Raw genomic sequence first — 23,739 nt, 5'->3', positions numbered from 1 at the left:
ACGCGCAAGCACACAAAACGAAAACACGCGAAGGTTCCAGGCGAGATGCCCTCACGCGAGGACATTCTCGCCTTCGTTGCGGATAATCCGGGCCGGGCCGGCAAACGGGAGATCGCGCGCCATTTCGGGATTATCGGCGGTGCGCGCATCCATTTGAAAAAGATGCTCAAGGACCTCTCCGAAGAGGGCCTGATCGAAAAACGCAACAAACGCATGATCCGCCCGGGCGATCTGCCGCCGGTCTTTGTGGCGAGGCTGTTCGGACGCGACAGCGACGGGGACCTTCTGGGCGCGCCTGTCGACTGGGATGAGGAAGCGGGCGATCCGCCGAATATTCTGGTTCTGAGCGGAAAAACCAAGGCAACCCAGCCGGGCGTCGGCGACCGTGCCCTTATTCGCCTGACCGAGGCAGAGGCCGGGCCGGAAGCCAAACATGTCGCCCGCGTCATCAAGGTGCTGGAAAAGAAACAGGGCGCCATCCTCGGGATCTTCCGCAAGCGCGACGGTGAACGCCTTCCCTATCTTGAACCGATCGACCGAAAGCAGCGGGAACTGGATGTCGACCCTGCGGATCTGAAGGAAGCGGACGACGGCGACCTTGTCAGCGTTCAGGTGACGCGCTCGGGCCGCTATGGCCAACCGCGCGCCTCCATTGTCGAACGGTTCGGTTCGATGAATTCCGAAAAGGCGATTTCGGAGATCGCGCTGCAGTCGCACGGCATTCCGCACGTCTTTCCGGCCGCCGTCGAAGCTCAGGCCGAGACGTCAAAACCGGTCGGCACCCTCGGCAAACGGGAGGACTGGCGACAGATACCGCTCATCACGATCGATCCGCCCGATGCAAAGGATCACGACGACGCGGTCTTTGCCGAACCGGATGGAGATCCGGAAAACAGTGGCGGCCACGTGGTTTATGTCGCAATCGCGGATGTTGCACACTACGTGACGCCCGGCTCCGCGATGGACAGGGAAGCCAATATCAGGGGAAACTCGGTCTATTTCCCGGACCGCGTCATCCCGATGCTGCCCGAACGCATTTCCAACCAACTGTGTTCCTTGCGCGAAAAGGAAGACAAGCCGGCCCTGGGCGTGCGCATGATATTCGACAAGGCAGGACGCAAGACAGGTCACACATTCCACAGGGTCCTGATGCGCTCGGCGGCCAAACTGTCCTATCAGCAGGCCCAGAAGGCCATTGACGGGGTCGTGGACGAAAAGACCGAAACACTTGTGGACGGTGTGCTCAAGCCTCTTTGGGCTGCCTATGAGAGCCTCAAGAAGGGCCGTGAGGCGCGTGAGCCGCTGGAACTTGATCTGCCTGAGCGCAAGATCAAGCTGAAGGATGACGGCACCGTTGACCATGTTTACGTTCCCGAACGCCTCGACGCGCACAAGCTGATCGAGGAGTTCATGATCCAGGCTAATGTGGCCGCAGCGGAAACGCTGGAAAAGAAGAAGAGCCCCCTGCTCTACCGCGTCCATGACGCGTCCACGCCGGAAAAGCTGGAGAGCCTGAAGGAGTTTCTCTCGACCCTGAACATGAAGCTGCCCTCGTCCGGCGGACTGCGCCCCTCGGTCTTCAACGGCATTCTGGCCAAGGTGAAGGACACGCCGCAGGCCCATCTCGTCAATGAAGTGGTCCTGCGCAGCCAGGCCCAGGCGGAGTACACACCCCAGAACATCGGCCATTTCGGTCTGAACCTGCGGCGCTACGCGCATTTCACGTCGCCGATCCGCCGCTATGCGGATCTGATCGTGCACAGAGGCCTCATCTCGGCACTCGGTTTCGGCAAGGACGGCCTGCCGGACGGCATCGAGAGCAAGCTCGAGGCGATTGGGGCGGAAATCTCGGGTGCCGAGCGCCGGGCCATGCTGGCGGAGCGCGATACGATCGACCGGCTGATCGCCCTTTGGATGAGCGACCAGATCGGGGCAACGTTTCAGGGACGTATTGCCGGCGTGGTGAAATCCGGTCTGTTCATCCGGCTTCAGGACACAGGCGCCGACGGTTTCGTTCCTGCCTCAACGATCGGTCTGGAATACTACCGCTACGACGAAGGGTCGCATGCCCTGATAGGTGACAAATCGGGCGAGACTTACCAACTTGGGGATCAAGTCGAGGTCAGACTTGTGGAAGCCGCTCCTTTCGCCGGGGCGCTTACGTTCGAGTTGCTCAGTCACGGGCGTATCGCCGGCAAGAAACTCCGGAAAGCGGCTCCAAAATCGCGGCGTGGGCCACCCAAGGGTGGTCGCGCAAAGACCTCACCGAAGAAAACGAGCCGAAGGAGGCCCAGGTGACGGTTCGATACGATTTGAGGGATGACGTCGAGATCCCGGAAGCTCACGCGGATAAACCACGCCGTGCTGTTGTTCCGGCGATGCTGCGCGGAGCCGGAAACAGGTGCATGAATTGCGGTCACGGCAAGCTTTTCGATGGCTTTCTGACGATACGCCACCACTGCTCCGAATGCGGTGAGGAGTTCCATCACCACCGGGCCGATGATGCACCGCCCTATTTCACCATCACGATCGTGGGGCATATCATCATTCCGGCGCTGCTGATTGTCGAGGTGATGTGGCGGCCGGCGATCTGGATCCATATGTCGATCTGGTTGCCTTTGACGCTTCTGCTTTGTTTTGCATTGATGCGCCCGATCAAGGGGGCATTGGTCGGACTTCAATGGGCGCTCTACATGCATGGTTTCGACCCGGAATCCGAAGACGAGTTTCCGGTCGCGCCCGCACCTTCTGAAAGGATCTCATGACGGGTTCGTTTGAAAAGCAGCTGGCGAAGGACGAGAAGGCCGGCGACTTTCCCTATATCCGGCCCAAGGACGCGGCAACGCTTCTGATCCTTGACCGCAACGCAGGCGGCGCAGTCCGTCTGCTGATGGGACGGCGTCACAAACGGCATACATTCATGCCGGGCAAGTTCGTGTTTCCGGGTGGTCGCGTCGACCCGGGCGACAGCCGCATTGCAAATGTTCTGCCCTATCACCCGACAGTCGAGACCAAACTTTCCCAGGGCCTGAAAAACGGCAAGTCGGCGGCACGGGTGCGAGCGTTTGCGCTCGCCGCCATCCGGGAAACCTACGAGGAGGCAGGTATTTTCGTCGGCCGCAAGTCAGGTGACACGGGCTTGCGTCTCGGCAAAGGTTTCGAGGCATTCGGCGATAGAGGCATTCAGCCCGATCTGAGCGGCCTTCGCATGGTCGCCAGAGCAATCACCCCGCCCCAGAGACCGCGGCGCTTCGACACCCGCTTTCTCGCGGTCTGGTCGGATGCGATTGCGGACAGTCTGCCGGAGGGCGCCGGTCCCTCGGGCGAACTGGAAGACTGTGCCTGGCTGACGCTAGAGGAAGCGCGAGAAAAAGAGCTGCCGCTGATCACCCAGAAAATCCTGACCGACCTCGAAGACAGACTTGAAAAGGATCCGGACCTGTCGCCCGGCACCGAGGTTCCCTACTACTTCTTCCGCAAGGGCGCGTTCGTGCGCGACCGGATCTGAAGCAGGTGCCCATGGACAGGACTGCCATTATCCCCTCCGACATGCAGACCTATAATGACGACTGGAAGATGTCTCCCGGCCTTGCATGCGGTGATTTTGTCTTTCTGACAGGTTTTACCGGCGCGGATCCCACCGGCCATATGTCATCCGATCCGGAAGCACAGATGAGAAACGCATTCGCGAAGGTGGAGCGCGTGCTTGCCGAGGCCGGCCTGGACTTCGGCTCTGTTGTCGAGATGACCACCTATCACGTGGGTCTTCGGGAGCATTTGCAGCTCTTCAAGGACATTCGTTCCGAGTTTGTCCGCGAACCCTATCCGGCCTGGACGGCGATTGAAGTTGCCGGTTTCGTGCACGAAGATGCGATTGTTGAGGTCAGGGTTATTGCCAGCCGGCAAAAATAGGCGGATTTCGTCACCAAAAGCCGGCTGGACCAAAGGCAGCGCTTGACTTTCACGCCGCGATGGGTAGTTTGCGCGCTGATTTCAGACATTGGGGCAGATTCACCGCCAGCCAATCTGGCCACAAGAACCCTATGCCCGACACACGAGAACAGGATCCAAGGCCATGGCCAAGGCGACAACAATCAAAATCAAGCTTGTATCGACGGCGGACACCGGCTTCTTCTATGTCACGAAGAAGAATTCCCGTACGATGACCGAAAAAATGGTCAAGAAGAAGTACGACCCGGTTGCCAAGAAGCACGTCGAGTTCAAGGAAGCCAAGATCAAGTAAGTCCGGTTTTTAGCCGGATGAACAATGACCCGCCGCATCGGCGGGTTTTTTGTTGAAAAAACGATCTTTGAAAACAACGTGCGTCAGCGCCGTCTAAGCTTTGTTGCACGGGCAGCACTGTCAATTTGGAAGATTAGTGGTCGGCGGGAACACGGCATTCGAGGAGGCCACTCTTCGGCCGGTTCCCAGCCGACCTGCCCCACGGACCCAGGAGATGCGGCGGACCTGAGCACTCCGAGGGGAAACTTTTGCCGAACGTTTTTCTGACCAAGGTCTTGCGTTCAACGCGCGGTCAAGGAAAGCTTGACCTGCCGTCACACTACTCCATAAAAACCCGAATGCAATAAATTCCACGAAATATGCACAGAAACAATGCCTTTTTAGTAAATTCGTAACCTTAACGTGAAAGCGGGTAACTGATTCGAAAGGATGCTTCTTCGAACACTTGCGCACACGTGATCGCTTGATCACAACGCCCTGACGGTTTCTTTGACGGGAAACTTTCGACGAAGATGCGCTCAGTTTTCGCCCAGGTAAGCGCGCACGGTCTCCAGAAACTTGGCCACGGAGATCGGTTTTGAGATATAGGCCTCGCACCCGCCCTGCCGGATGCGCTCTTCATCACCCTTCATGGCAAACGCTGTCACCGCGATCACCGGAATGGTGGAAATCGTCTCGTCTTCCTTGATCCACTTGGTGACTTCCAGGCCAGACACTTCGGGCAACTGAATGTCCATCAGGATCAAATCGGGGTGGTGATCGCGGGCAAGCTGCAGCGCTTCAATTCCGGTCCGGGTCTGAAGCGTATTGTAGCCGTGCGCTTCCAGCAGATCATGAAACAGCTTCATGTTCAGCTCGTTGTCTTCCACGATCAATACGGTTTTTGCCATTCAGTTCGGCCCTTCGCCCGGCGCGTGGCCGGTCCCATTTCTCGACCCATTTCTTGTCTGCGGTAGAACCCTGCCTCCGTCCGCATTAGATTTGTTGTAACCCGGAATCGTTTCAGAAAGGCAAAAAAACACAATGAAATATACACAGGGCAAATCATTATCCGTTGAAGAAGCTCAAGGAATTGCGACGGAAGCTCTTCTTCAACTGAGCCGTGACCCTGAACAGATCGGCCGGTTTCTTGCGTTTTCCGGGATCGGACCGGAGATGATTCGTGCGGCGGCCAACGAACCGGGATTTCTGGCGGGAGTTTTGGAGTTCTACATGATGGACGAGCCGCTTCTGCTGGCATTCTGCGAAAATGCAGGCGTCAGGCCGACAATGATAGCCGCAGCGCGCTACGCCCTTGCCGGGGGAGACGGCGAAGATGCCTGAACCGACACCCGTTCTGCCTGAAGTTCTGGATCAGATCAGAGCCCTGCCCGTGTCGGAAAACCGGCTGATCATCTGCGATGTCGATGAAGTCATTCTCCACCTGATCCGGCATCTTGAGGACTATCTGCACGAACGCGAATTGCTTTTCCTCAATCATGAGTACCGGTTGACCGGCAATATCGGCCGTGCGGCAGACCGGAGCGTGCTGTCCGCAGAAGAGGTCAGAGCTCATCTCCTTGCGTTTTTTGACGAGATCAGCCACGCGCAGGATCTGGTAGACGGCGCTGACCGGGCGCTGGAAACGCTTGCGGAACACTGGGACATCGTTCTGCTGACGAACCTTCCGGGCAGTCACAACAAACCGGCGCGCGAGAAGCTCCTTGGAAGCATGGGGGTCCCCTTCCCCGTCGTGACCAACTCCGGTCCGAAAGGAGGTGCGGTCGCCGCGCTCGCGGCGAACCGGTCGGGGCCAGTAGTGTTCATTGACGACAGTCCGACGAACCACACCTCTGTGCAGGCGTCGCTGCCTTCTTCCGTCCAGATCCAGTTCATCGCTGACGAACGGTTTCTGGCAGCGACCCGGCCGGACGGTCACATTGACCTGCTGACAGGAGACTGGCAGGAGACGGCTGCCTTCATTCGGTCTATTCTTTGAAGGCAGGAGCAATCCAGGAATTCATTCCCACTTCGAACAGCGGCGCCTTTCCGTGTCTGAAGATCAGCAAATCGACAAAGCGCTCTGCCGGGACTGCGGCCACAGGCCCCGGGTATCCGCGTCGCGTTGTCCTGCCTGCGGCAGCCCGCGTCTTGTGTCCCATCCGGAGCTGGACCAGCTGTCGATCGCGCATATTGATTGCGATGCCTTTTACGCCTCCATCGAGAAACGGGACAATCCCGCGCTCCAGGACGTGCCAGTGATCGTCGGGGGCGGGCAACGGGGCGTTGTGTCGACCTGCTGCTATATCGCCCGTATCTACGGCGTTCGTTCAGCAATGCCAATGTTCAAGGCGCTCGAGGCGTGTCCTGACGCCGTGGTCATACGTCCCAACATGGAAAAATACTCAAAGGCCGGCAAGGAAATCCGGGAACGCATGCGCGCGCTCACCCCGCTCGTCGAGCCGCTCTCGATCGACGAGGCGTTCCTGGACCTCACCGGAACCGAGCGGCTGCACCAGGCAACGCCTGCCGAAACGCTTGCAAGGTTCATCCGCGGCATCGAAGCGGACATGGGGATTTCAGCATCGGTCGGGCTCGCGCCCAACAAGTTTCTGGCAAAGCTTGCATCGGACCTGGAAAAGCCGAGGGGGTTCTCGGTCATTGGTGCGGCCGAGGCCAAAACTGTGCTGGCCGCAATGCCGGTCGGGCGGATCTGGGGTGTCGGCAAGGTCTTCCAGAGAAAACTGGAAAAGGACGGCATCCGGACGATCGGCCAGTTACAGACCATGGAAGCAGCTGACCTCGCGCGCAAGTACGGCACCATCGGACTGAGGCTGGCAACGCTGTCCCACGGCGCGGACGACAGATCGGTCAAGCCGCAACGCGGTGCCAAGAGCGTGTCCTCAGAAACCACGTTCAGGACCGATATATCAAACCTTGAAACCCTTCGGCCGATACTGCGCAATCTTTCGGAAAAGGTGTCGGCAAGGCTCAAGAAATCGGATCTGGCCGGACGCGGCATCACGCTGAAACTCAAGACCGCCGACTTCAAGACGATCACCCGAGCGCGGCATTTCGCAGATCCGACCCAACTGGCCGACAAGATCTACGCCGCCGGTGACGCCCTCCTGGAAAACGAGGCCGATGGCAGGCGGTTCCGCCTGATCGGGATCGGTGTCAGCGACCTTGAATCCCCGGATCGCGCGGACCCGGAAGACCTGCTCGACCAGTCGGCCGAACGGCGAAAAAACGCCGAGCTGGCGGTCGACAAACTGCGTGACAAGTTCGGAGATTCCGCCGTTGAACTGGGTTTGACGCTGGCGGCTAGGTCCGCAGACAAGCCTCGAAAGAGCTAAGTACGGGCCCAGTACTGAGCCCGAAGCAATGAGCGATCAGCGATTGCAATCGCTCTCGTCATAAAGCTCCAGCGCAGCCATTTTGCCCTTGATGGTGAAGTCACCGTAATCGAGCGTCAGTCGTCCGCTGACACCGTTCTGGTAAAGCCAGAAGGACAATTGGTAGACGGGCGTCAGTTCTCCGGTCGCGTCTTCGTCTGCCGGATCGAAATAGGCAACCGTAACGGGCCAGTAATTCAGGCCGGCGAGCGAGGCATCGGGGTTTTCCGTCCCGGCCTCAACATTGCTGGGGGCCTTCGCGCCGATAACGGTGGTCGTGGAATAAACCTTCTCTCCGGTCTCGGCACCGTCGTAAATGTCGGCGGCAATAAACGAAACCCCGCTCTCGGCGGAATCGAGAATCTTCAGCAGATGCTCGGTTGGAAACATCACTTCCGGGCTAATCTGCAGCGACTTTTCCGATGGTTCCTTCAACTCGACGGTCTTGCCCTTGGCATCGGCTTTCGCGGTTCCGCGCGATTCCTCGACCAGTTCCTGATCAACGTAGGTCTTGGAAAGAAACTGGTAGCTCTCGGCCTCGGGTTCCTCGAAAGACGTTGTCTGCAGGTCGGTTACCTGAGAGCCGCCATCCGTGTTCTGGAACCGCGTCACGAACCGGAAGTTCACGCTGTAGCCGTCACAGGCGTTGCCGGAAAACTCGTAAACCATCCGGCCGGCGAGCCCGGCAATTCCGGAATTGTCTTCCTTGTCGCCAAGCTTCATATCGTAGACCGCCCGGTGCGGCACCAGCTTGTAGCCGCCCTTCCCGCCGGCGGTCGCACCGCTTGCCTCCCAGGAAAAGAAGCCGGCAATTGCCGCCGTTGCCAAAAAAGCGCCGGCCAGTGATCCCGACATGAGAACGCGCTGCATCTGAGTTTCCCTTGTACCGTCCCGGCAAACCCGCCGCCGGAACATTTCCGGTATTATGCGATTATCCATGACGTTCGCCACAGCGAATGTGAGACCGTGCTCTGAAAATCCACACAGGGTGACTTATTTCATAATTCTGGCGATTGAGCGACCCGGCCGATTGCCTTCGGACCACCTTGCTCTCACTTATTTCTGAATGCCGGCACTTTGGCCTTGTCACACCCGGGAATTTACGCCAAGACACCGCAAAATAATGCCAGCTGGAGCCATGTCATGAGTGCGATCGAAAACCGTTTGTCGGACCTCGGAGTTACCTTGCCGGATGCCGCAGCACCTGCTGCCAACTACGTGCCTTTCGTCAAGACCGGCAACCAGCTTTTCATTTCAGGCCAATTGCCCATGGAAGCAGGAAAGATCGCCTGTACGGGCAAGCTCGGGGACAGCGTATCCCTGGAGGACGGGAAAGCTGCCGCGAAAACCTGCGCGATCAATCTGCTGGCACAGGCAAAGGCTGCCACGGGTGACCTCGACAAGGTTGTCCGGCTGGTAAAGATCGTCGGTTTCGTCAACTCGACTGCCGACTTCACGGATCAGCCGCAGGTGATCAACGGGGCATCCGATTTTCTTGTCGACGCCATGGGCGATGCCGGACGGCACGCCCGCTCGGCGGTCAGCGCCGCGTCTCTGCCCTTTGGTGCGGCTGTCGAGATCGAAGCCATCTTCGAAATCGAGGGCTGACCTCATAATTGGCGGACACCTTCCGCCGACAGTTCCGGACCGTTTGCTTCATGTCCACCGATCTTCAGGCCATCTTTGCCCGGCCGATCGCCCATCGCGGTTTTCACGACGCCGACAATGGCATCATCGAGAACACGCCGAGCGCGATCAGCCGTGCTATCGAGCACAATCTAGCGATCGAAGTCGATGTCCAGGAGACCGCCGACGGCAAGGCGCTGGTGTTTCACGACTACACGCTGGACCGGCTGGCGGAAGGAACCGGCAAAGTCATTGACTTTTCCTCTGAAGACCTCGTTCGGACACACATGCGAACCGGTACGGACAAGCTGTGGCTGTTGCAGGATCTTTTCGACCTTGTCGACGGCAAGGTTCCGCTCGTGGTCGAGATCAAGTCACTGATGCGGCGCGATGCGCAAGGCGACTTCGTACGGAGCGTAACCGATCAGGTTGCTGGCTATCGCGGGCCTGCCTGCCTGAAATCCTTCGACCCCGACATGCTGTCCATCGCGCGGAGCCGGAATTCCGCCGTCCTGCGCGGTATCGTTGCGGATGGGGCCGAGCCGGGGCAGGACTACGCGCGGTATTCGCGCACCGACCGTTTCATCCTGCGGCACCTTTTGCATGCTCCGCGCACGCGTCCGCATTTCATCTCCTACGGCATCAATGATCTGCCAAAGGCCGGACCAAGCCTGCTGCGTTCCGTCTTCAAGATACCGCTGATGAGCTGGACGGTGCGCACGCGCGAACAACGCATGCGCGCAAACCGGTATGCTGATCAGATCGTTTTCGAAGGCTTTGATCCGGATGCGGAACCGCGCTCCACGTAGCTGCCGGTTTTGGACGCGGGAATCCGTTTCCCGGGCAACCTTGGCCTGATCCCTCTTGCGATGCAAAACGATAGCGCTACATTTTAACGGTGGCCCCAATTTTGGATGCTTTTGACGCATGAGTTCTTCCCCTCCCGAGGAAACGAAAGATCCGGACGCCCCTGCCGACGGAACGACCATTTCTTTGCGGATCCTGTCCTCGCTGAAGGATGTGTCCGCTGACAAATGGGACACGGTCGCAAATCCCGGATGGCAATTGGACAGCGTTGGAAAACTTGCGCGCGCGGACATGACTGCCTGTGCGAACCAGCCTGAGCGGTCCGAGCTGGCAGACGCCCTGGGCATTCTTCATTCAGAACATGAGGAAACCCCTTATAATCCTTTTCTTTCACACGCTTTTCTTGAAGCACTTGAGGCGGCGGGATGCGCCACCAATGCCACTGGCTGGCTGCCGCGCCATATGCTGCTTGAAGATGCCGAAGGCAATGTCCTCGGAGCGGTTCCGGCCTATCTCAAGAGCCATTCCCAGGGTGAGTATGTCTTCGATCATAGCTGGGCGGACGCGTTTTACCGTGCCGGTGGCGATTACTATCCGAAGTTGCAGATCTCGGTTCCGTTCACCCCGGCGACAGGCCGGCGATTTCTTGTTGGCCCGAGCATAAACCGCGAAGCCGGCCTCCAGGCGCTCGCCGCCGGTCTCGTGCAGGTGTGCCAGAAAAGCGGCGCTTCCTCCGTTCATGCAACCTTTCTGACCAAGCCGGAATGGGACGGCCTTGGCGACCTCGGCTACCTGCGGCGCACCGATCAGCAGTTCCACTGGGAAAACAACGGCTACGAGAGCTTTGAGGCTTTCCTTGCCGACCTCGCTTCTCGCAAGCGCAAGGCAATCAGGAAAGAGCGGCGCGAAGCGCTCAGCGCCGACGGCATTGAAGTCGAATGGGTAACCGGCGCGGACCTGACAGAAGCGCATTGGGATGCTTTTTACGGCTTCTACATGGATACCGGGTCGCGCAAATGGGGCCGTCCCTATCTCAACCGGAAATTCTTTTCCCTGATCAATGAACGGCTTGCCGAGCAGACGCTTCTGGTGATGGCCAAACGGGATGGACGCTATGTGGCCGGTGCGTTGAACTTCATCGGCAGCGAAACCCTGTTCGGCCGGCACTGGGGTTGCTGCGAGCATCACCCCTTTCTGCATTTCGAGCTGTGCTACTACCAGGCAATCGACTTTGCCATTGCAAGGGGACTGAAACGGGTCGAGGCGGGTGCGCAAGGCTCCCACAAGCTCGCGCGCGGGTATTTGCCGACCACGACATATTCCGCCCACTGGATCGCCCATGAAGGGCTTCATCAGGCGGTCGCCGATTATCTGGAACAGGAACGATTCGCGGTGCAGCGCGAGAACGCTGCTCTGGCGGAACACGCGCCGTTCAAGAAAGACGGCTGAGGCAAGGACTTTCAGTCCTTGAATGTCAGCCGCATTTCCAATTGTTGGACACGATCCTCGACACCGTACCGGTCGAGAAATGCATTCACGCCCTCCGCCGCCACGTCCACATTCACGAATGTCAGTTGGTCGGCTCCGGATTTGGCCCATAACCCGTCCAGCAATGCTCGCCCTGCTCCGCGCCGCCGGAACTCTTTGTGAACGGCGACCTGAGCGACAGACCCGTCCCCGTAGGAAGCTCCCCAGCCAGCAAGGCTTCCATCTACCCGAACGCCCAGAACATGAGATGTCTCCAAGAGGCCGCGCAGCGCAGCACGGCTGTTCTGCGGTGTTGGCTGGACATCGAAAAATGCGCTTTCGTCGCCGGGGAGATGATCGACCGGAACCTCTTCAAGGATGAAGTCCGGCTCCGGGGCAAGGCCCGGACGTTTCCCGGCTGTCCGGCAAACGCGTAACGTGCGGCATGTCTCAAAACCAAAATCCTGATACGCCTGCACCGCTTTCTCGTTGGTCGTGATGACCTCAAGCTGAAGGCCCTGCCCGGCATCGGGTTTCTGACGGTCGATCACCCTTTGCAACAACTCTCGAGACAAGCCCTTGCGGCGATGTGCGGGCACGGTTCCGACAGACAGTGTGTAAGCGTGATTTTCATAGGAAGGCAGAGGCGGACTTGAGAACCAGAAGGCGGCAATCTCATCACGCGCCATTGCGACAAAGGAATGCTCCGCCGAGAAGCCGCGCTGTTTCTGAAAATCCCGGAAATTGTCCTCCGTCAGCGACAGGGGCACAACATAGTCCGAGAAAGCCGCATTCATCGCACTGCAAAGCTGCGAAGCCTGCAGGTCCCGGCAATCGGTAATCTGGTAAGGCATGGTTTCTTGTATTCAGAGTTCTTTTTCAAAAAGCAACAATGGGTCACGCTGTGTCTGGAAACACCACCCATCGCACGCGAATTCCGGTCGCGACGAACCTATCTTCGCGTGGGCAGTACCGGTCAAACGGCGCGAATGCGGGTCAGTTGAAGCTCTCCACGACGTCGTACATGACAGGTTCGAAACTCTTGCAAAGCGCATGGATGCGCCGGTTGCGTTCACGCATTTCCGGGGTGCGCAGCATGGCAAGGAAGTCTTCCCGTCTGCGCCACTGCGAATAGTTGGCGATGCGGGTCTGCGCGTCGTTCACGTGAAGCCCTGCCCCGATGAACCCGGGCTGGTGCTGGATGAAGTTCTGGTAAGCGTCCTTGAGTTCATCCAGGAGGTCGAAACAGGTTCCCGGTGTCATCTCGAACGTGGTGATCACAGTCTGACAATCACGGTCGCTGGAAATTTCAGGCATCGCTCTCCTCCTCTGCCCAGGTCATGCTGCTGTCACCGTTGTGAAAAGGGTACAACCTTGCCCGAAATGCTGGCACGAAAAACAGAAGGCGGCAACTCGGATTTCCCACAGCATACTCCTCGGCTGCACACCTAGCGGAGCACATTCTCCAGATCCGCGATCAGGTCTTCTGCATCTTCCAGCCCTACCGACAGGCGGAATATCCCGTCCCCGGCGAAATCCCTGTAAGAGGTCAACTGGCTGCCTTCGAGGCGGAAGGAAGTCTCCATGAGCGGCCCGGTTTCCATCCAGAAGATCAGCGAGCGCTGATGACCGAGCGAGACCGCATAATGGATAACTTCCAGGCGGTCGATCATCTGGCGCGCAAAGATACGCCCCTTCTCGGCGGCACCGACCTGAAAGGAGATCATACCGGAGAAGTTTGTCATTTGGCGCGTGGCAAGATCATACTGCGGATGGGACGGCAATCCCGGATACATGACCCGCGTCACGGCAGGATGCGCCTCAAGCCAACCGGCGACCTCCGACGCGCCCGCCTGGTGTGCCTTCATACGAAGCGGAAGCGTGGCAGCGCCCCTTGCAATCAGCCAGGCATTGAAAGGCGAGAGGACACCGCCGTGGTGTATCGCCGCTTCCTTGCGCAGCCTGGCGATCAGATCCGCCCGGCCTGCCACGGCTCCGCCGACGGCGTCGCCGTGGCCGCCGATGTATTTCGTGATCGAATGCATCACGAGATCAACTCCGAGACCGGCCGCATCCAGTCCAAGCGGTGAAGCAAATGTGGCATCGCAGCTGTGCAGCGCACCCGACGCGTGTGCGAGATCCGAGACTGCCTTCAGGTCCGTCAGTCTCATGATCGGATTGACCGGCGTTTCGGTGTGGACCAGACGGGTGGTCGGCCGGATTGCATCGGCAGCGGCCTCCAGATCCGACATGTCCACCATCGTCACGTCAATGCCGAGGCGGGGCAACGTTTCGCGCGCCAGTTCGGCGACGCCCGCGTAAGAAACATCGGAAACGACGACATGATCGCCGGCCGACAGGAATGTCAGGAAGATGGCGGTTGCGGCAGCCATGCCGGAGGCAAGGCAAAGACAGTCTTCAGTCCCCTGGAGCGCGGCAATCTTGGCTTCCAGCATCGCGACGCTCGGATTGTCCCACCTCGAATAGATGAACCCCTCCCCGCCGTCGCCCAGATCGTGCGCCGAGAAGCCGGCAACATCCTCGGCCACAAAGGTTGAACTCATGTGAATGGGCGGTGCGGACGCGCCTGTCGCCGGATCCGGCGCTTCGCCGCCGTGAATGGCGGTCGTCATCGGGCCGCGCTTCCTGTTTGTTCGTTTCACGCCAATCTCCCTATGCCGCGTTCGCCGGCTCAACGCCCTCCGCCGCCATACTCATAACGGCCTCCTGCGCAAGAGACAGCAGCTTTTCATAGTGCGCTGCGCGAGAACTCCCGTTGCGCCAGACAAGATACATGACACGCTGCATGGTGATGCCTTCGACAGGTTTCAAAAGCAGGTTCTGCTCCTTTGGAAACTCCGAGGCGATATAGGCGGCAGGAAAGAGTGCCAGGCCCATGCCGATCGAGGCCATCTGGCGAAGCGCGTCGAGGCTGGTGCCCTCGTAGTCCTGAAGAAAGTCGGCACCGGCGGCCCTGGCGAGCACCTGCACATCATTATGCAGCCGGAAGCCCTGCCCGAGAGACAGAAGCTTTTCGCCCTTCAGGAGCGAAACAGGGACCACGTCGAGGCCGGAGAGCGGATGCGCCCTCGGTACGGCAAGCGATACGCTCTCGTGACAGATCACGCGTTCGGTCAGTTGGCCTGTTGGTGTGACATCCGGTGTTATGATGCAGTCCAGCGCGCCTGCAGCCAGTCCCTCCTCCAGCAAATTCGGCCGGTCCTCGCGGATGTAGAGTTCCAGATCCGGAAAGCTGTCCTTCAGAATCGGCAGCAGATACGGCATGAAATATGGCCCGAATGTGGGCGAGACTCCCAGGCGTATCAGACCGCCCAGATTTGCACGGCCGGCCTGCGCCACCGCCACAATTTCGTCCAAACTCTCAAGAGCCTGACGGGCCAGCGGCAGCAACCGCTCACCTGCTGCGGTCAGGCTGATTTCCCCGCCGCCGCGTTCCAGCAACCCGCATCCGAGGCTCTCTTCCAAGAGCTTGAATTGTGAAGACAAAGTCGGCTGGGAGACGTTGCACTTTTCGGCCGCTTTACCGAAATGAAGCGTCTCGGCAAGAGCGATGAAATAGTCCAATTGACGCGGTGATGGTCTGAAATGCATCGCCTTCCACCCAGTGATAGTTTTCTTCTATCACATTAATACAAACAATGTATTTCTTCTATGTCTAAATCACCCCATATCATGGTCATCGACACAGCAACAGCCAACAACGTGGAGGTAGGCGATGTACAACCGTTTGAAATCCTTGCGCAGCCAGCACAACACGCTGGATTCCCTGATCCGCCGTGAGGAACTGCATCCTTATCCAGACACGCAGCACATTCGCTCCCTCAAGAAATTCAAGCTCCGCCTGCGCGACGAAATCAGCAGGATCGAAACAAGCCTGAACGCGAACCAGTTGGCATATTGAGGCGCACCTGAGTGCACCCGTGAAAGGAACCCGTCATGAACCCGTTCTGGCCATTTATGGCTTTACCTGCAATGCAACCGAAGTTCACCCGCCGAACCCGGCTGCAAGACCTGGAAGCACGCATGTCGTCTTTCCTGTCCGAGAAGCAGGCGTCGAGCACCAGCTGCCCCAAGGTGCTCGACAATATCAAGGTCGCCAAGTCGACCGTCCAGCGTGAGATGGCGTCCGGCTGAGAGACCGGTCCGGGTTTCGACCTTCCGAAACCGATACTGCCACGGCAGCTGGATCAACCCGTCCGCGCAGGCCCCGCGGACGGGTTTTCCTTTGGGCCGCGCAGGCACCTCGGACGGGCTTTCCCTTGGGCCGCGCAAGCCCTCGGACGGATTTTCCCTTGGGCCGCGCAAGCCCTCGGACGGATTTTCCCTTGGGCGGCGCAAACACCTCGGACGGGTTTTCCCTTGGGCTGCGCAGGCACCTCGGACGGGTTTTCCCTTGGGCCGCGCAGGCCCCGCGGACGGGTTTTTTCTTTGGGCCGCGCAAGCCCCGCGGACGGGTTTTTTCTTTGGGCCGCGCAGGATCCGCGGACGGGTTTCCCTTTGGGCCGGGGTCTTTATTCAGCCGGCGTTGCAGCGGCGGCATCCACAGGCACCTCGCCTTTGTCCGCGCGCTTTGGCGGACGCACCCGGAAGAACAGGGCATAGAGCACCGGAGCGGCGATCAGGGTCAACACGGTCGCGAAGGCCAGGCCACCCATGATGGTCACTGCCATTCCCCTGAAGAACGCATCCGACAAGAGTGGTGCCATGCCGAGGATCGTGGTGATTGCCGCCAGCATGACGGGCCGCATACGCGAGACGCTTGCCGTTACGATAGCATCGTATTTCTCGCTGCCCTCTTCGATCAGCCGGTCGATTTCTTCCAGAAGCACGATCGCATTCTTGATCAGCATGCCTGAAAGCGACAGGAAGCCGAGCAGTGACATGAAGCCGAAAGGCGTGTCGGTCACGAGCAAGGCAATCGCAACGCCATTGATCGACATCGGGACCATCAACCAGATGATAAGTGGTTGCCGGACAGATCCGAAAAGCAGGATCGAAATGATCAGCATCACAAGGAAGCCAAGCGGCAACTGCGCACCGAGAGACGCCTGCGCATCATTCGTGCTTTCGTATTCGCCGCCCCATTCCAGCTTGTAGCCCGGCGGCAGCGCGATCGTCTCGATCTGCGGCCTCACCCTTGCGAGCGCGGCGGTCGCCGTTTCGCCGGCCGTTGTTTCCGCCTTGACGGTGAGCGTGCGCACACGGTCCCGACGGTGGATCAACGTGTCCTGCGGTTCCATGACAAACCGGCTCACGACCTGGTCGATCGGAACATAACGGCGCTGGCCTGTGCTCCAGACAAGTGAGTCGGAAACACTTTCATTGACCGAGATGCCTTCCGGACCGGCCTTGCGGGCGACAATCGGGATGCTCTCATCGACATCGCGATAAGATCCGACCTGTACGCCTTCCGTTGCAAACTGCAGCGACAGCGAAAGCTCTTCGCGGGTGACACCTGAAATGCGCGCCCTGTCTTCTTCGAATTCCGGCCGGACCACGAGTTCGCGTTGTCTCCAGTCCGTATTGACGTCTGCCAGCCTGTTGTCCGGCTGCGCGAAGATGGCCTGCGCCTCGTCCCCGAGCCGTTTGAGAACGTTGGCATCGGGTCCGGAGAAACGCGCCTCGATCTTCGCACCGCCGCCCGGACCGAACACGAGGCGCTTGGTGATGATCTGGGCGGAGGGAAACCGTTCACCGAATTGCGCGCGCAGATCCAGCGCCAGAAGATCGATATCGTCGCGGTTCTTCGTCCGGATGAGCATGTGGCCATAAGCCGGGTTGGCGTCTTCCGGCGCATAAGTCAGCATGAACCGGGTCGCTCCGCCGCCAGCGAAGCTGGTCACGGCCTCCACGCGTTCATCAGCAAGAATGACCTTTTCCATCTCTGCAAGATCGGCTTCGGTCGATCGGATGTCCGTGCCCTGCGGCGACCAGTAATGCACGTAGAAAATCGGTGTGTTGCTGTCCGGAAAGAAGGCCTGTTTCACATTGCCGAAGGCCATCACGCAGGCCACCGTTATACCGACCAGCGCCAGGACGGACAGCAGCCGGACATGCAGAGCCCCCACGAGGAAACCGCGGTAGATGGTGTAAAGGATGCCCTTATAGGGATCGTGATCATCGAGATTGCCTTCAGCGGTCCGGAAAAAATATTTTCCGAACAACGGCGTCACCGTTACCGCGAAAACCCATGACAGCAGCAGCGAAATGCCGATCACCGCAAAGAGCGAAAACAGGAACTCACCCGTAGCGTCCGGTGACAATCCAATCCCGGAAAAGGCCATGATGCCGATCACGGTCGCACCCAACAGCGGCCACATCGTCTGCCTGACAACACGGCTTGCGGCTTCGATCGCCCTTTGCCCGCGCTGCATGTTGATCATCATGCCTTCGGCAACGACGATCGCATTGTCCACGAGCATGCCCATGGCAATGATCAGCGCGCCGAGCGAGATCCGCTCCATCTCGATGTTGAAGATCCGCATGAATAGGACGGTGGCCATGACGGTCAGTAGAAGCACGGTTCCCACGACCATCGCCGCGCGCCAGCCCATGAAGAGCGCAAGGACACCGATGACAATGACAACGGAGGCGGCCAGATTGAGAATGAAGCCGTTCACGGATGCATCAACGACGATGTTCTGTTCGTAGATCGGGTGGATCTGCATGCCAACAGGCAGCAGCGCCTCGATTTCCGCCAGTCTGTCCACCACCCGATTGCCGACATCGACGATGTTTGTGCCATCGACCTGGGACACACCGATGGTCACGGCCCGGTGACCGTCATGGCGGATCAGTTTGCGCGGGCGTTCGGGCTCGCCCAGCTCCAACGTGGATATGTCCGACAGACGGATCATCGCCGTTGAGCCCGGCCGGCCGACGATGAGATCCTGGATCCCGCTGAAATCCTCGAAGGCCGACGGCGTCATCAAGCGAATGCGGGACTGGCCGGAAACCGCCGAGCCGTTGGACTGGATCCGGTTCTCCGCATCCAGAACACCAACGATGTCGGTCATGGATATGCCGAGGCCGGCCATCTTGTCCTGGTCGACATCCAGATAGATGACGTCCTCGGGTTCGCCATCGACTTCGACCTTGCCGACGCCCGGAACTGCGAGCAGTTCCCGACGGATCCGTTTCACCGTGTCGCGAATATCGCGATTTGTGTAGCCATCGGCGGTGAAGGCATAGAAGAGACCGAACACATCGCCGAAACTGTCATAGACAAGAGGGGGTTGCGCGCCCGTGGGCAGGTTCCTTTGCTCGTCTCCGACCTTGCGGCGCAACTCGTCCCAGACCTGCGGCAGTTCCGAACCGTCATAGGTCGGCTTGATTTCCACGCTAATGCGTGACAGCCCGGGCTCGGAAACGGACCTGATCTCATCAAGCTGCGGCATCTGCTGGATTGCCGTTTCGAGGATCTCGGTGATCTCGTTTTCGACCTCCGCCGCCGTCGCCCCGGGATAAGCGGTAATGACCTGCGCTTCCTTGATGGTGAAGGCCGGATCTTCCAGACGCCCGACCGAAGTCAGGCCCCAAAGGCCGCCGAGAAGTGCGATCAGCACGATCATCCATGTGTTGACCGGCTTCTCGATGGAGTAGCGTGCAATATCCACGGTCCGTGATCCTTGACTAATGACAGCTCTTGTCAGCGCAGACGGCGCACGATCTGGCCGTCGCTGAGATAGGCAACACCGGCCGAGACGATTTCGTCACCCGTTTCAATGCCTGAGCGAATGGGGATGTAGTCTCCCATGATCGTGCCGATCTCGACCGGCTGCTTGGAGACGGCACCCGTTGCGTCTGCGAATTTCCAGACATAGGTGTTGCCCTCGCCGTCAACGGCGACCGAGGCCGTGGGCACAAGCAGTTGCTCGCCGAGTTCCAGACCCTCGGGAACGAGCTTGACGATGACGGAAGCAGTCATGCCGGGCGAGAGCTGATCAACACCCTCCCGCGGCATTGCCAGCGTGATCCGGTAGGTCTGCGTGACCTCGTCCACCTGACTGGAGTGTTCGCGATACTGCAGCGGAAAAATCTTCTCGCCATAGGCCGGGAACTTCGCTTCAATCGAGGAAACCTCCGATTCCGTGACCCGCCCGAAAAGCGCTTCGGCGACATTGATGTCGACCTGGACTTCCGAGACATCATGCATGCGCACGATCGGGGTCGCCACGCTGACAGTGGTGAAATTGTCAACGAGGCGAAGAGACATGATGCCATCGAAGGGAGCTTTCAAGGTGGTGTATTCGAGGTTCTGGCGCGCTTCTTCCAACCGTTCCAGCGTAAGATCGTAAACGTTTTTCTGCTCGTCATATGCGGACTGGGAAATCACCGAACGCTCCTTGAGCGTTTCAAGCCGGTCGAGCTCGCGTTTGGCCTGATCCGCGTTGATCGTCGCCTCGCGGACAGCACGTTGATAGTCGGTCGGATCCAGCTTCGCGATCACGTCGCCCTTGGACACCTGCTGACTTTCCAGCACGGGCAATTCGAGCAGTTTTCCCGAAACCTGGAAAGAAAGATCAACCGTCTGAACGGCGGCAACACGCCCGGCGAAGCGTCTTTCGATCAGGCCGATCTCGTCCGTCACGGTGAAAATCTTCGCCGGCCTCGGCGCTGCATGCAGTTTTGCTTCCGCCTCTGCAACAGGATTTGCCGCATCATCCTGACAGGCCGCGAGACCGACCACCGCAATCAGAACTGCCATCCAGCGGGCAGTCTTTTTTCTTTGAACCGTCACCATCTGCCGTCCCGTTTTCAATTCAATCTTGTTCAAGGTGGTTTCTGAGCTCGCTCAGGACCGCCGCCCGCTCGTGGTCTTCCAGGATCGAAACGCAATGCGCGACCGAAAAGTGCAGCCCCTCAAGACTGGACCATATTGCCATGGCCTTCCCGAAATCACCCGTTTCTTCGGCAATCGCCGCCTTGAACCGCCGCTTCACCTTTAAAAAGGGTTCGGTCAGCTCGGGGCGGTCCACCGTCGTCGCAAGGATCGCCTGCGCCACATCGCGCTTTGTTTCAAGCCAACGTTCCGTGACATCGATCATGCCGCTCAGCGTAGGCGATTTTGAGCCCAGGTTAGCCGCCCGGGCCGCCAGAACGTCGGTTTCGAACTGCCCGCCCAGAAACCCGACCATCCCGGTAATGAGCGCGTCCTTGGTCGGAAAGTTATAGAGTACCCCGCCCTTGGAAAATCCGCTCTCTTCCGCGACTGCGTCGATGGTAAAATTCTGCGCGCCGGAGCGGCGAATGACCTCAATCGCAGCGGTGAGAATATCCGATTTCGAGTCCGGAGAGTGTCTTGAAGCGCGCGCTGTCATTTTTGAACCGTCTGGTCAGTAAAGCTGGCGATTACATAAACCGTCCAGCCGGTACAGACAAGTGTTTTATCCGGACCTCACGGATTTTTGTGCCGGTGATGAATGCGTTTCGAAGTTTGCCGGGTGCTCGTTGCCCGATGTCTATCAGGCTGCCGCGTTGGACATTGCCGCTTCGCTGGCGGCTTCTTCGGCAGCCGCGGCCTCGGCCGCAAGACGCGAGCGTTCGAGCGCTTCCTGTTCCATGCGTTCCGAGAACGCAATGAACTCATCCGCGGGCATGGGCGCTGCGAAGAAATAGCCCTGAGCGGCTGTCACGCCAAGTTCGAGCAGGCGCTCGATCTGCTCTTCCTGTTCGACACCTTCGGCGATGATGCCCATTCCAAGGTTGTCGGCGAGTTCCACCATGGAGTCCACGATCGTCGTGGAATTGTCGTCGGAGCTGATCGTGTCGATGAACATCTTGTCGATCTTGATGATATCGACGCCGAGTTTCTGCAGATAAGCCATTCCGCCATGACCGGTGCCGACATCATCCAGGGCCACACGCACGCCAAGCGCCTGCAGTTCCGCCATGATCTTGCGCGCAAGTTCCATATCCTCAAGCGGATGGCGCTCGGTGACTTCGACAACAATCTGTTGGAACGAGATTTTGGAGTTCTCGAAAATCGACTTGATATCGGCAACCACTTCACGATCGAGGAAGTGCCCTGCAAACAGATTGATGGAGAGTTTGAAGTCCGGGTTCTCGCCGTAGAGATCCCCCACCTCTTCTGACGAAAGGCGCATGATGTGGCGTGTCATGTCAAATATATGACCGTTGTTTTCCGCATAGGCCATGAATTGGCCTGGAGACACGATCATGCCGTTGGGACGCCGCCAGCGCATCAGGACTTCACACCCGCGCAGGCGCAGGGTCTCGATATCCATGACCGGCTGATAGTAAGGGATGAATTCGCCGTTGCGGATCGCCGCCACGAATTCGTCGTTCGCTTCGCTCTCGGGCCGCCACGACAGCCAGACACCGATCGCAACGAACAGAACGGCAATGCCGGCGCAGGCCGCCGCCGCGACAACCTTCAGATCCTTGACGACATGGGACGCGGCGCTCACGGGGGCGGTGATCGTCGCGACAAGCGGATAGAGCTCCGACATGACATCAACCGAGAGAACGCTTTCTGAATTCGACCCTTCAGAATTGTAGCCGCCCACATTGTACCAGAGCAGATTGTCTCCCAGGCGCAATTCGGCTCTACGGTACGAACGCAGATATTCCGGTCCCGGGTCCATCGCAATGACCGCCGGCGTCACCTCGGCGAACAGCCTGGTCTGGTCTTTCAGGTCCCAGCTGATGACTGCCGCTTTTGCGCCGAGATAGTCGCGATCCAGCATACCGATACCAACCAGGGGTCCTTCGGTACGCACGGGCGGAAGAATGATCTTGCCGGCGAGTTCGCGATCGGGAACGATGCACATGCGCTGGCCCTTGGCATCCACGAGACCAAGCGCGTCGATCATTCCGTTTTCAATGATCAGCCTTTCGAAGATGACCCGGTCTTCCGCACTGCAGGTCTGCACGCCGTCCCGGTCGAGCCTCTGGAGCAGGCTCACCGTGGTACTGATGGCCTCCTCGGCGCGACGGATCGACACCTCGCCCATGGCTTCCATCTCGGTCAAGGCCCGACGCTCGGCAAACTGGTTCAATATGATATTGATCGCGAACAGCGGTGTGGTCGCCAGAACAAGGGCGATCATGACCGTTTTCGCAAAACCTAGATACCGGAAGGACAATTGTGTACCTGTGGACCAATAAACTCTTCCTGACCATGGCCGATCTGGGTAAACAAGGACTGAATGTGTTGATGTTTCATCCAGATCAAGGCTGAACGAAGCGGACACGTGATTAAGTGCTGCCACGAAACGTTCCACGGGAAAACGGGAGTTGCTCATGCAGGCACTGTTTATCGGCCAAGCCTATATCGACGTTACCTTTTTGACCGACAACCTTCCGACAGGCGACGAGAAAACGATCGCCCGGGAATACGCGATAAGTTTTGGCGGCAACGCCGTGACGGCCGCATTTTGCTGCGCAAAGCTCGGCGGGCGGCCTGATGTCCTTTGCTCACTCGCCGATGACTGGCTGGCGCGCATGTTCCTGGACATGGCAAGTGCCTACGGCATTTCGGTCCATGGGCGAAAGGTGCGCGACTCCTCCCTCTCGTTCATCATGCCGAAATCCGGCAAACGGGCGATCGTTCGCTGCCGCGACAACGACTTCCTCCATCCCTTCCCGCCTCTCACGCTGACTGGCATGAAAGCGCTGCACCTGGACGGCCACATGCCCGATGCCGCCCACCACTACGCGGCAACCTGCAGGAATCTCGGCATCCTGACGTCGCTTGACGGCGGTGCGGTCCGGGAGAACACCGATGAATTGCTCAACCATATCGACATCGCCGTTGTCTCCGAACGGTTCTGTCAGCAGCTCGGAAAGTCGACGGGCGACACCCTTCAATACCTCCGATCCAAGAACTGCCCGGTCGGCGCGGTCACGCTCGGAGAACACGGCACGGTCTGGTACGAAGCAGGAGGTGCGGACAAGGTCCTGCCCGCGCTCGACGTGCCGTTGCAGAAGGTTGTCGATTCAAACGGTGCCGGCGATGTTTTTCACGGCGCCTATATCGCTTCCTATCTCACCCATCCGGAACGCAGTTGGAGCGAGCATTTTAAGTTCGCCCGAGCCGCATCGACACATGCGATCCAGCATCTCGGCAACGAAGCCAGCCTGCCTTCACTCGAAGATATTGAGCGCGCCAAGGAACAGTTCCACGAAAAGGCCGCAGCCTAGCGACCCGTCCCATGCGAGCGGAAAGCCGGTTCTGCG

General features: G+C 58.9%; 24 protein-coding genes. 14 read left to right on the top strand and 10 right to left on the bottom strand.

Annotated features, from left to right (window positions below; all coding sequences use genetic code 11):
* Positions 1 to 45 precede the first annotated feature (45 nt).
* The 5 genes from rnr to rpmG all read left to right on the top strand — a co-directional run bounded on the left by rnr (position 46) and on the right by rpmG (position 4,243).
* A complete protein-coding gene (gene rnr / locus RBB49_RS14395; protein WP_306143684.1) occupies positions 46 to 2,298 on the top strand; it encodes a ribonuclease R in 2,253 nt (750 codons plus the stop codon).
* On the top strand, positions 2,295 to 2,765 hold the full coding sequence (locus RBB49_RS14390; protein WP_306143539.1) for a DUF983 domain-containing protein: 471 nt from the start codon (positions 2,295 to 2,297) through the stop codon (positions 2,763 to 2,765). Before rnr ends, RBB49_RS14390 begins: the two co-directional genes overlap by 4 nt.
* A complete protein-coding gene (locus RBB49_RS14385; protein ID WP_306143538.1) occupies positions 2,762 to 3,508 on the top strand; it encodes an NUDIX hydrolase in 747 nt (248 codons plus the stop codon). Before RBB49_RS14390 ends, RBB49_RS14385 begins: the two co-directional genes overlap by 4 nt.
* 11 nt (positions 3,509 to 3,519) lie before the next feature.
* A complete protein-coding gene (locus RBB49_RS14380; RefSeq protein ID WP_306143536.1) occupies positions 3,520 to 3,912 on the top strand; it encodes a RidA family protein in 393 nt (130 codons plus the stop codon).
* Positions 3,913 to 4,075: 163 nt separating this feature from the next.
* Complete coding sequence (gene rpmG, locus RBB49_RS14375; RefSeq protein WP_299471361.1) at positions 4,076 to 4,243, top strand: 50S ribosomal protein L33; 168 nt, start codon at positions 4,076 to 4,078, stop codon at positions 4,241 to 4,243.
* Between the two features lie 518 nt (positions 4,244 to 4,761).
* Here the strand turns inward: rpmG and RBB49_RS14370 are convergent.
* On the bottom strand, positions 4,762 to 5,133 hold the full coding sequence (locus RBB49_RS14370) for a response regulator (RefSeq protein WP_306143534.1): 372 nt from the start codon (positions 5,131 to 5,133) through the stop codon (positions 4,762 to 4,764).
* A 133-nt stretch (positions 5,134 to 5,266) separates the two neighbouring features.
* Here RBB49_RS14370 and RBB49_RS14365 point away from each other — a divergent pair, with 133 nt between their 5' ends.
* Genes RBB49_RS14365 through RBB49_RS14355 form a run of 3 tightly spaced genes read left to right on the top strand, consistent with a single transcriptional unit; the run spans position 5,267 to position 7,578 of the window.
* The gene (locus tag RBB49_RS14365) at positions 5,267 to 5,566 is read left to right on the top strand and encodes a DUF3572 domain-containing protein (RefSeq protein ID WP_306143533.1); all 300 of its coding nucleotides are present in this window, start codon (positions 5,267 to 5,269) and stop codon (positions 5,564 to 5,566) included.
* Complete coding sequence (locus RBB49_RS14360; protein ID WP_306143532.1) at positions 5,559 to 6,221, top strand: hypothetical protein; 663 nt, start codon at positions 5,559 to 5,561, stop codon at positions 6,219 to 6,221. The genes RBB49_RS14365 and RBB49_RS14360 overlap by 8 nt, the downstream gene beginning before the upstream one ends.
* Before the next feature lie 52 nt (positions 6,222 to 6,273).
* Positions 6,274 to 7,578 carry a DNA polymerase IV gene (locus RBB49_RS14355; protein WP_306143531.1) on the top strand — a complete coding sequence of 435 codons (1,305 nt, stop codon included), beginning with the start codon at positions 6,274 to 6,276 and terminating at the stop codon, positions 7,576 to 7,578.
* Between the two features lie 36 nt (positions 7,579 to 7,614).
* On the opposite strand, the gene RBB49_RS14350 is transcribed toward RBB49_RS14355, so the two are convergent.
* Positions 7,615 to 8,487, bottom strand: coding sequence for a cell envelope integrity EipB family protein (locus RBB49_RS14350; RefSeq protein WP_306143530.1), 873 nt, complete (start codon positions 8,485 to 8,487; stop codon positions 7,615 to 7,617).
* 273 nt (positions 8,488 to 8,760) lie between these two features.
* On the opposite strand from RBB49_RS14350, the gene RBB49_RS14345 reads away from it, so the two are divergent.
* The 3 genes from RBB49_RS14345 to RBB49_RS14335 all read left to right on the top strand — a co-directional run bounded on the left by RBB49_RS14345 (position 8,761) and on the right by RBB49_RS14335 (position 11,499).
* Entirely contained in the window at positions 8,761 to 9,225 is a 465-nt protein-coding gene (locus RBB49_RS14345) for a RidA family protein (protein ID WP_306143529.1), read from the top strand.
* 50 nt (positions 9,226 to 9,275) lie between these two features.
* Entirely contained in the window at positions 9,276 to 10,052 is a 777-nt protein-coding gene (locus tag RBB49_RS14340; RefSeq protein ID WP_306143528.1) for a glycerophosphodiester phosphodiesterase family protein, read from the top strand.
* Positions 10,053 to 10,170: 118 nt separating this feature from the next.
* Positions 10,171 to 11,499: a GNAT family N-acetyltransferase gene (locus tag RBB49_RS14335; protein WP_306143526.1), complete on the top strand. Its 1,329-nt coding sequence runs from the start codon at positions 10,171 to 10,173 to the stop codon at positions 11,497 to 11,499.
* An 11-nt stretch (positions 11,500 to 11,510) separates the two neighbouring features.
* Here RBB49_RS14335 and RBB49_RS14330 read toward each other — a convergent pair whose 3' ends face one another.
* The 4 genes from RBB49_RS14330 to RBB49_RS14315 form a co-directional block, all read right to left on the bottom strand.
* Entirely contained in the window at positions 11,511 to 12,371 is an 861-nt protein-coding gene (locus RBB49_RS14330; RefSeq protein WP_306143525.1) for a GNAT family N-acetyltransferase, read from the bottom strand.
* A gap of 142 nt (positions 12,372 to 12,513) precedes the next feature.
* Positions 12,514 to 12,834 (bottom strand): antibiotic biosynthesis monooxygenase, encoded by a 321-nt coding sequence (locus tag RBB49_RS14325; RefSeq protein WP_306143524.1) that lies wholly within the window; start codon positions 12,832 to 12,834, stop codon positions 12,514 to 12,516.
* Positions 12,835 to 12,965: 131 nt separating this feature from the next.
* On the bottom strand, positions 12,966 to 14,180 hold the full coding sequence (locus RBB49_RS14320; protein WP_306143523.1) for a PLP-dependent aspartate aminotransferase family protein: 1,215 nt from the start codon (positions 14,178 to 14,180) through the stop codon (positions 12,966 to 12,968).
* Positions 14,181 to 14,190: 10 nt separating this feature from the next.
* On the bottom strand, positions 14,191 to 15,129 hold the full coding sequence (locus RBB49_RS14315; protein ID WP_306143522.1) for a LysR substrate-binding domain-containing protein: 939 nt from the start codon (positions 15,127 to 15,129) through the stop codon (positions 14,191 to 14,193).
* Positions 15,130 to 15,253: 124 nt separating this feature from the next.
* On the opposite strand from RBB49_RS14315, the gene RBB49_RS14310 reads away from it, so the two are divergent.
* Together RBB49_RS14310 and RBB49_RS14305 are read left to right on the top strand one after the other, a co-directional pair.
* Positions 15,254 to 15,439 carry a YdcH family protein gene (locus RBB49_RS14310; RefSeq protein WP_306143521.1) on the top strand — a complete coding sequence of 62 codons (186 nt, stop codon included), beginning with the start codon at positions 15,254 to 15,256 and terminating at the stop codon, positions 15,437 to 15,439.
* 35 nt (positions 15,440 to 15,474) lie between these two features.
* On the top strand, positions 15,475 to 15,672 hold the full coding sequence (locus RBB49_RS14305) for a hypothetical protein (RefSeq protein ID WP_306143520.1): 198 nt from the start codon (positions 15,475 to 15,477) through the stop codon (positions 15,670 to 15,672).
* A gap of 377 nt (positions 15,673 to 16,049) precedes the next feature.
* Here the strand turns inward: RBB49_RS14305 and RBB49_RS14300 are convergent, their stop codons facing one another.
* The 4 genes from RBB49_RS14300 to RBB49_RS14285 form a co-directional block, all read right to left on the bottom strand.
* Entirely contained in the window at positions 16,050 to 19,154 is a 3,105-nt protein-coding gene (locus RBB49_RS14300; RefSeq protein WP_306143519.1) for an efflux RND transporter permease subunit, read from the bottom strand.
* A gap of 32 nt (positions 19,155 to 19,186) precedes the next feature.
* On the bottom strand, positions 19,187 to 20,314 hold the full coding sequence (locus tag RBB49_RS14295) for an efflux RND transporter periplasmic adaptor subunit (protein WP_306143518.1): 1,128 nt from the start codon (positions 20,312 to 20,314) through the stop codon (positions 19,187 to 19,189).
* On the bottom strand, positions 20,301 to 20,858 hold the full coding sequence (locus tag RBB49_RS14290; protein ID WP_306143517.1) for a TetR/AcrR family transcriptional regulator: 558 nt from the start codon (positions 20,856 to 20,858) through the stop codon (positions 20,301 to 20,303). Before RBB49_RS14290 ends, RBB49_RS14295 begins: the two co-directional genes overlap by 14 nt.
* 144 nt (positions 20,859 to 21,002) lie before the next feature.
* A complete protein-coding gene (locus RBB49_RS14285) occupies positions 21,003 to 22,610 on the bottom strand; it encodes an EAL domain-containing protein (protein WP_306143516.1) in 1,608 nt (535 codons plus the stop codon).
* 193 nt (positions 22,611 to 22,803) lie between these two features.
* On the opposite strand from RBB49_RS14285, the gene RBB49_RS14280 reads away from it, so the two are divergent.
* The gene (locus tag RBB49_RS14280) at positions 22,804 to 23,703 is read left to right on the top strand and encodes a sugar kinase (protein WP_306143515.1); all 900 of its coding nucleotides are present in this window, start codon (positions 22,804 to 22,806) and stop codon (positions 23,701 to 23,703) included.
* Positions 23,704 to 23,739 lie beyond the last annotated feature (36 nt).

The organism is Roseibium sp. MMSF_3412 (genome assembly GCF_030733265.1).
Taxonomy (GTDB): Bacteria; Pseudomonadota; Alphaproteobacteria; order Rhizobiales; family Stappiaceae; genus Roseibium.
The sequence above is the reverse complement of the archived record's forward strand: the minus strand, read 5'-3'. Positions and strand labels throughout refer to the sequence as shown.

Bases quoted from the DNA above. Each gene is read 5' to 3' on its own strand.
- rnr (WP_306143684.1), top strand. From the start codon at position 46: ATGCCCTCACGCGAGGACATTCTCGCCTTCGTTGCGGATAATCCGGGC.
- RBB49_RS14385 (WP_306143538.1), top strand. From the start codon at position 2,762: ATGACGGGTTCGTTTGAAAAGCAGCTGGCGAAGGACGAGAAGGCCGGC.
- RBB49_RS14380 (WP_306143536.1), top strand. From the start codon at position 3,520: ATGGACAGGACTGCCATTATCCCCTCCGACATGCAGACCTATAATGAC.
- rpmG (WP_299471361.1), top strand. From the start codon at position 4,076: ATGGCCAAGGCGACAACAATCAAAATCAAGCTTGTATCGACGGCGGAC.
- RBB49_RS14370 (WP_306143534.1), bottom strand. From the start codon at position 5,133: ATGGCAAAAACCGTATTGATCGTGGAAGACAACGAGCTGAACATGAAG.
- RBB49_RS14365 (WP_306143533.1), top strand. From the start codon at position 5,267: ATGAAATATACACAGGGCAAATCATTATCCGTTGAAGAAGCTCAAGGA.
- RBB49_RS14360 (WP_306143532.1), top strand. From the start codon at position 5,559: ATGCCTGAACCGACACCCGTTCTGCCTGAAGTTCTGGATCAGATCAGA.
- RBB49_RS14350 (WP_306143530.1), bottom strand. From the start codon at position 8,487: ATGCAGCGCGTTCTCATGTCGGGATCACTGGCCGGCGCTTTTTTGGCA.
- RBB49_RS14345 (WP_306143529.1), top strand. From the start codon at position 8,761: ATGAGTGCGATCGAAAACCGTTTGTCGGACCTCGGAGTTACCTTGCCG.
- RBB49_RS14340 (WP_306143528.1), top strand. From the start codon at position 9,276: ATGTCCACCGATCTTCAGGCCATCTTTGCCCGGCCGATCGCCCATCGC.
- RBB49_RS14335 (WP_306143526.1), top strand. From the start codon at position 10,171: ATGAGTTCTTCCCCTCCCGAGGAAACGAAAGATCCGGACGCCCCTGCC.
- RBB49_RS14330 (WP_306143525.1), bottom strand. From the start codon at position 12,371: ATGCCTTACCAGATTACCGATTGCCGGGACCTGCAGGCTTCGCAGCTT.
- RBB49_RS14325 (WP_306143524.1), bottom strand. From the start codon at position 12,834: ATGCCTGAAATTTCCAGCGACCGTGATTGTCAGACTGTGATCACCACG.
- RBB49_RS14315 (WP_306143522.1), bottom strand. From the start codon at position 15,129: ATGCATTTCAGACCATCACCGCGTCAATTGGACTATTTCATCGCTCTT.
- RBB49_RS14310 (WP_306143521.1), top strand. From the start codon at position 15,254: ATGTACAACCGTTTGAAATCCTTGCGCAGCCAGCACAACACGCTGGAT.
- RBB49_RS14305 (WP_306143520.1), top strand. From the start codon at position 15,475: ATGAACCCGTTCTGGCCATTTATGGCTTTACCTGCAATGCAACCGAAG.
- RBB49_RS14290 (WP_306143517.1), bottom strand. From the start codon at position 20,858: ATGACAGCGCGCGCTTCAAGACACTCTCCGGACTCGAAATCGGATATT.
- RBB49_RS14285 (WP_306143516.1), bottom strand. From the start codon at position 22,610: ATGATCGCCCTTGTTCTGGCGACCACACCGCTGTTCGCGATCAATATC.
- RBB49_RS14280 (WP_306143515.1), top strand. From the start codon at position 22,804: ATGCAGGCACTGTTTATCGGCCAAGCCTATATCGACGTTACCTTTTTG.